The sequence below is a fragment of the Vibrio sp. V30_P3S12P165 genome (genome assembly GCF_009904905.1).
GTDB lineage: Bacteria > Pseudomonadota > Gammaproteobacteria > Enterobacterales > Vibrionaceae > Vibrio > Vibrio fujianensis.
The window spans coordinates 1-5,018 of the sequence record NZ_WXWH01000057.1; the positions used below are offsets into that span (position 1 = coordinate 1).

4 protein-coding genes and 1 pseudogene are annotated in these 5,018 nt (G+C 38.4%); 2 read left to right on the plus strand and 3 right to left on the minus strand.

The annotated features are described in order from the left end of the window. On the plus strand, positions 1-1,807 hold a 1,807-nt coding region (locus CAG57_RS11460), incomplete at its 5' end, for an ATP-binding protein (RefSeq protein ID WP_161439527.1). Between the two features lie 84 nt (positions 1,808-1,891). Here the strand turns inward: CAG57_RS11460 and CAG57_RS11465 are convergent. Then, on the minus strand, positions 1,892-2,374 hold the full coding sequence (locus CAG57_RS11465) for a GNAT family N-acetyltransferase (RefSeq protein ID WP_099612478.1): 483 nt from the start codon (positions 2,372-2,374) through the stop codon (positions 1,892-1,894). Positions 2,375-2,485: 111 nt separating this feature from the next. After that, positions 2,486-3,889, minus strand: a complete 1,404-nt coding sequence (locus CAG57_RS11470) for an MDR family MFS transporter (RefSeq protein ID WP_161426850.1) — start codon at positions 3,887-3,889, stop codon at positions 2,486-2,488. A 95-nt stretch (positions 3,890-3,984) separates the two neighbouring features. Between CAG57_RS11470 and CAG57_RS11475 the strand changes: the two are divergent. Further along, a pseudogene (locus CAG57_RS11475) lies at positions 3,985-4,653 on the plus strand (LysR family transcriptional regulator); the annotation flags it as partial. A gap of 21 nt (positions 4,654-4,674) precedes the next feature. Here CAG57_RS11475 and CAG57_RS11480 read toward each other — a convergent pair. Then, positions 4,675-5,018 (minus strand): ISAs1 family transposase (locus tag CAG57_RS11480; protein ID WP_161439528.1); only part of this gene is annotated, 344 nt, incomplete at its 5' end.

A 5,018-nucleotide genomic window follows, 5' to 3' on the forward strand; every position in this document is an offset into this window, starting at 1 on the left:
AAGTTACGCAGCATTTATAAAATGCAATGAAACTGAATTAATAGGTAAGAAACATTCGAATACTCCTATTTCTGATACTTTCAGACAAGAAATTATCCTCGACCATCAAACAGCACTAGTTAATAATAGAACCATTTTTAAAGACCGCACGGTTGCAATAGAAGATAAAACCTACCATCTCTATCATTGGATTCAGCCATTTAGCCTACAGAGTAATAATCAGACCAATGGCATTATTTGTGGATGGATTGATGTTAGTGAAAGAATAAGCTTAATGAAACAACTATCTGATGCAAAAGAAGAAGCTGATTTTGCCAATGCAGCAAAAAGCCGTTTTATTGCAACAATGAGTCATGAAATTCGGACACCAATTAATGCAATATTAGGTTTACTTGAACTAGCATTAAAAAAAGCTAAAAATAAAGATTTTGATATTAGTTCTATTGATATAGCTTACCAATCAGCCAACGATCTCTTAGCTCTTATTGGTGATATACTTGATATTGCAAAAATAGAGTCAGGTAAATTTACACTAACTCTTGAAAAAAATAGTTTAAAAGATACATTTGACTCTATTTACAGAATTTACTCTCACCTAGCCATCCAAAAAGGAGTTAGTTTATATCTTTCATTTGATCATCAAATCCACTCATTACTGATTTATGATGATTCAAAATTAAAACAAGTTTTGGTTAATATTGTAGGTAATGCCATTAAATTTACCGATCATGGTTATATTAAATTATCTGCAACTTGCATACATAATGATCCTCTATATCAAAAAGTAAGAATTGAAGTTCAAGATCAAGGAATAGGAATACCTCAAGATGATATTGATAATTTATTTCAAGCCTTTAATCAAGCTAATAACCATCATGGCCGAGGAGGAACTGGCTTAGGTTTATTGATTTCCAAAACTATCTGTGACTTGATGTGTGCTACTTTTAATATTGAAAGTCAGGAAAATATAGGAACAAAAATTACCATTTTAATGAAGTTTGAAAAAAGTGAAGATGATGTTCTTATCCCACTAGATTCAGATTATGATAATAATCAATCTCGAAAATATCGAATACTCATCGTGGATGATTATATACCTAATCGATTACTACTTTCTGAACAACTTCGTTATCTCGGACACAAAGTGATAGAAAGTGATGGTGGTCACCAAGCATTAAAACTGTATAAAGAACAAATCTTAGATTTAATTATTACTGACTGTAATATGCCTGATATGGATGGATATGAGCTGACCAGGCAGATTCGTCGTTATGAATTAGAATACAATCACTCACCAATATATATTATTGGTTATACTGCTAATGCACAAAAAGAAATTATCAGTGACTGTATCGAGTCAGGAATGAATGACTGTTTATTTAAACCGATTACTATTGATGATCTTAACATGGTACTAACTAAATCACCGATAGAAAATATCAACTCAAAAGAAAGAAAGATAAATAAAGTAATTTTGTTTGATATTAATGTCATCAAGAATTTAACCGGAAATAATACTACACTGATCAATAATATTTTTGACAAAGTCATTACTGAAAATAAAAAAGACATTACCAATTTACAGCAAGCACTTAACGCCGGTAAAATACAGGAGTGCCAGTCATTAGCACATAAAATGAAAAGCGGAGCAAATATTATAGGCTGTAATATGATTACAGACCAATGCCAAAAAATAGAAGAATCAGAATCAATTAATGAAGCAGAGTCTCTAATTATAATTTTGTCTGAAATGATTCAACAACTCGAAGATAACATACGAGATTATCAGACTAATGAACCATCATAAGGTCGTGTATGAACTCAATATAATGAAATGGATTATCTATCATTAACCAACAAAACATCACTATTTCAATAAAACTTGGCCCTTTTAGCTACTTGTGACAGATTTACGTAGCCAATGAATATGATGGTTAAATCCAGATGCTTGATAAAGATGTAGTGCCGCCTGATTAAATGCCCAAACTTCAACAAATAGCTCTTTAACACCATAAGTGATAAAGACACGTTCTAAATGACTGAGTAGATCGCGAGCGACGCCTTGTTGACGATAGTCAGGGTTTATATAAAGCTCATCAATACTTCCCATCAATACAGGCTGGCTAACGGTTGACACTAGTTCACAAAAATGCCCGGTGACAAAACCAATAATTTTCCTTCCACATTTAGCGACATAGACTAAACATTCTGGATCATCAAGATAGCGTGCGATACTCTTTTCTTGTTCTATTTCTTGTGCCGTTTTGAAATATTCCGGACAAGCTTGATGATGTTCATCATGTAAGTCGAACATTAATTGGTTAAGCTCGGGCAAATCATCCATGTGTGCGGCACAAAGAAAAATAGAAGACATAAGGTAACGTTAATCAGGCATCATGTGGCAATTCTATCGGATAGAGCTGTGAAATCATACCACCATGGATGACTGACAACGAAAATTCAGTATGGCGCGCTCTGTCGACGTTTATTTTTCATCGCCCATTAAGGCATCTTTCCGTAATCGTCCTAAGGTTAATAGCACGGCACATAACGCTAAAAGACTCATGCCGATATAGACCAGACTAAATCCTTGAGCGAGTAACTGGTAACTGGTATCCGCTTGTTTTGCTCCTTGCTCGCTCACAGTAACGGTTTGTGGAACACGTAAGTAAAAAAGTGCGGAACAAAATGCGACACCTAATGCACCACCCAATTCTCGTCCAAAATTAAATAGCGACATCCCAATACCTCGGTCTCTGGCAGGCAAAACGCTTTGCACCACAACCCCGAGAGCTGGAAGAGTAAAACCAAGCCCAATCCCTGCAAAACCTAACGCAAAGTTCACCCAAATATCATAATGAATTTGCCAAATAGCCACCATTGCTAAACTAAACCCTACCGTAACGAGTAGCTTATATCGTGCATAATGGGCAACCAACTTCCCTCCAATGTAAGCCCCTGCAGTAATACAAAACATAAAAATCACCATGATAGTGCCGCTTTGTGATGGGGAGAGTCCTTTTTGCCATTGCAACTGCAGAGGTAAATAGACAAGCAATGCAAACATGAGCATTTGTGATCCCATAATGAGTAAAATGGCTGTCAAATAGTTGGGTAATCGAGCCAATCTCGCAGGAAGAATCGGATCACTCACCTGTCTCTCCACAACGATCAGCCCCAACACACTCAGTAGCAAAATAAATGCCCCCCACCCATTGGAGATTAATGAATGCGATGAAAGTAGCAATAGCAACATGGTGGTGGCGATCATCAATAATCCAGCTCCCATCCAGTCAAACCGGCTATGACGACGTCGATTAAGATGGCGTAGGTATCGGTTAACCATCACTAATGCAACCACACCCAATGGTAAATTGATCCCAAAGACCCAACGCCAAGTAAGATGCTCGGCAAAATAACCACCTAATAAAGGGCCAGCAATGCTTGATACGGCATAAACCGCTGAAATATAGCCTTGATATTTGCCGACTTGTCGCGGAGGAATCGAATCAGCAATCACAGTAAAAGCCAATGCAATTAAACCGCCGCCACCAATACCTTGGATTACTCGCGAGCCAATCAAGGTCGGAAGATCAATCGCAAAGGTACATAATGCAGAGCCCAACATAAAAATAAAAATGCTGGTATTAAGCATGCGAACACGACCAAATAGATCACTAAGCTTTCCATAAACAGGCAACACCGCTGTCGCCGCTAATAAATAAGCGGTGATCACCCAGGTTAATGACTCACCTGCTGATAATTCTTGACCAATTAAGGCGAGCGGTGTCGTCACAATACTTTTTTCCAGTGATCCTAAAGCAATCACCAAGGCAACACTGGCAAAAATAATTTTTGGGTTATCGGTATAAGTGGAGTCGGTTGGCATATGCCCCTCTTGATGGATGAAAAGACGTTCTCGGACAAGATATCCTAATCACACCATTTCTAAAATAGGATAGAATGGGATAGAAAATTGCAAAAATGGGATTAATAATGAAACTTGATGATTTGGCACTTTTTATCGCTGTCGTACGGTGTGGTAGCTTTACACTCGCAGCGAAACAAAAAGCGATATCCACAAGCACTTTAAGCCGGCGAATCCAGCAGTTGGAGCAAGATATTGGTCGTATTTTATTAATCCGTACCAGTAAAGCGATTACTTTAACTAAAGAAGGCGAACTGCTATTTGCTACCTATGCTGAACTCTTTGCTGAAATAGAATTCAAACAAGAGCAAGCCCTGCAAGCGAAAAGTGAATATCGTGGCGATATTGTAATCAATGCTCCCATCATTCCAATTCGTCATCAACTCAGCCCACTCGCAATAGAATTTTGTCAACAGCACCCTAACGTTAATATCAATATTCAAGTCGGTGCAGGTATGGATTATTTTACTCGACACGATCTAGACATTGCTCTGCGTTTTGGGCCACAGCCGCAATCGGAATGGGTTGCCAGAAAGTTAGCCAGTAATCCATCACTATTATGTGCTTCAGCTGATTATGCGAATTCTCTCGATCTTCAACATCCTGAACAATTACTTAATTTACCGCTGTTAACTCTGAATACAAAACAAGCATGGGTATTTATACATAAGGAAAGTGGAGAAAAATTTCAATTTATGCCGAAACCAAGATTGGGATCAGAGGAGCCAGGGCGTCCGCATGAATGGTTAGAATTTAGCCGCCAACTTAAATCCAGCTAACAAGACTTGCTCCAAGAAGCCGGGGTTCATCATGCAACGCTTCTGCTTCATTGGCACACTAATTTTGGTTGGCTCAGCTCTTAGCATGTTAAGCGCCATGTGTCTTAACCCTGCCAAGTTTTCAGCTGCGTTTTCTCGGTAAATCTGACAAGCATCTTCCCGCATGCTCACATCTAAAATCCAATGCATTGACTCAATGCCCCAGTGGGCTCGAATAGCATTTCCAGCTTGCTCCGGAGTCAGGTCAGCTGAACTTATGTAGTAGCGGTACTCCAACACTGGTGCTTTGCCTTTTGCGGCTCGGTAATTTT